General features: G+C 44.8%; 1 protein-coding gene. It reads left to right on the top strand.

Annotation, left to right across the window (positions count from 1 at the left end):
• On the top strand, positions 1-413 hold a 413-nt coding region (locus tag RVS70_RS22820), incomplete at both ends, for a 50S ribosomal protein L25/general stress protein Ctc (RefSeq protein ID WP_321135022.1).

Here is a 413-nt window from a genome sequence, read left to right on the forward strand (position 1 = left end):
CTTTAACGGCAAAAGAAAGAACGGACTTTACTCGTTCATCTCTTCGGAATATCCGTACTTCAGGACATGTTCCAGGTATCATATATGGGAAGGATACTGGCAACAAACCAGTGTCATTAGACAGTGTGGAGCTGATCAAAACGCTGAGGGACGAAGGCAAAAATGCAGTCATTACGCTTGAGGTCAGCGGAGAGAAACACTCTGTCATGGTGACAGACCTGCAAACGGACCCGCTGAAAAATGAAATCACTCATGCTGATTTTCAAGTAGTCATTATGAGTGAGGACATTGAAGTGGAAGTTCCGATTCATCTGACCGGAGAAGCCATTGGTGTGAAAAACGGAGGCGTATTGCAGCAGCAGCTATATGCAGTTACTGTAATGGCTAAGCCAAAAGCAATTCGGCAAACGATT

Origin of the sequence: Virgibacillus sp. M23 (assembly GCF_034190895.1) — a bacterium.
In the GTDB taxonomy this organism is placed as follows: Bacteria; Bacillota; Bacilli; order Bacillales; family Amphibacillaceae; genus Virgibacillus; species Virgibacillus salarius.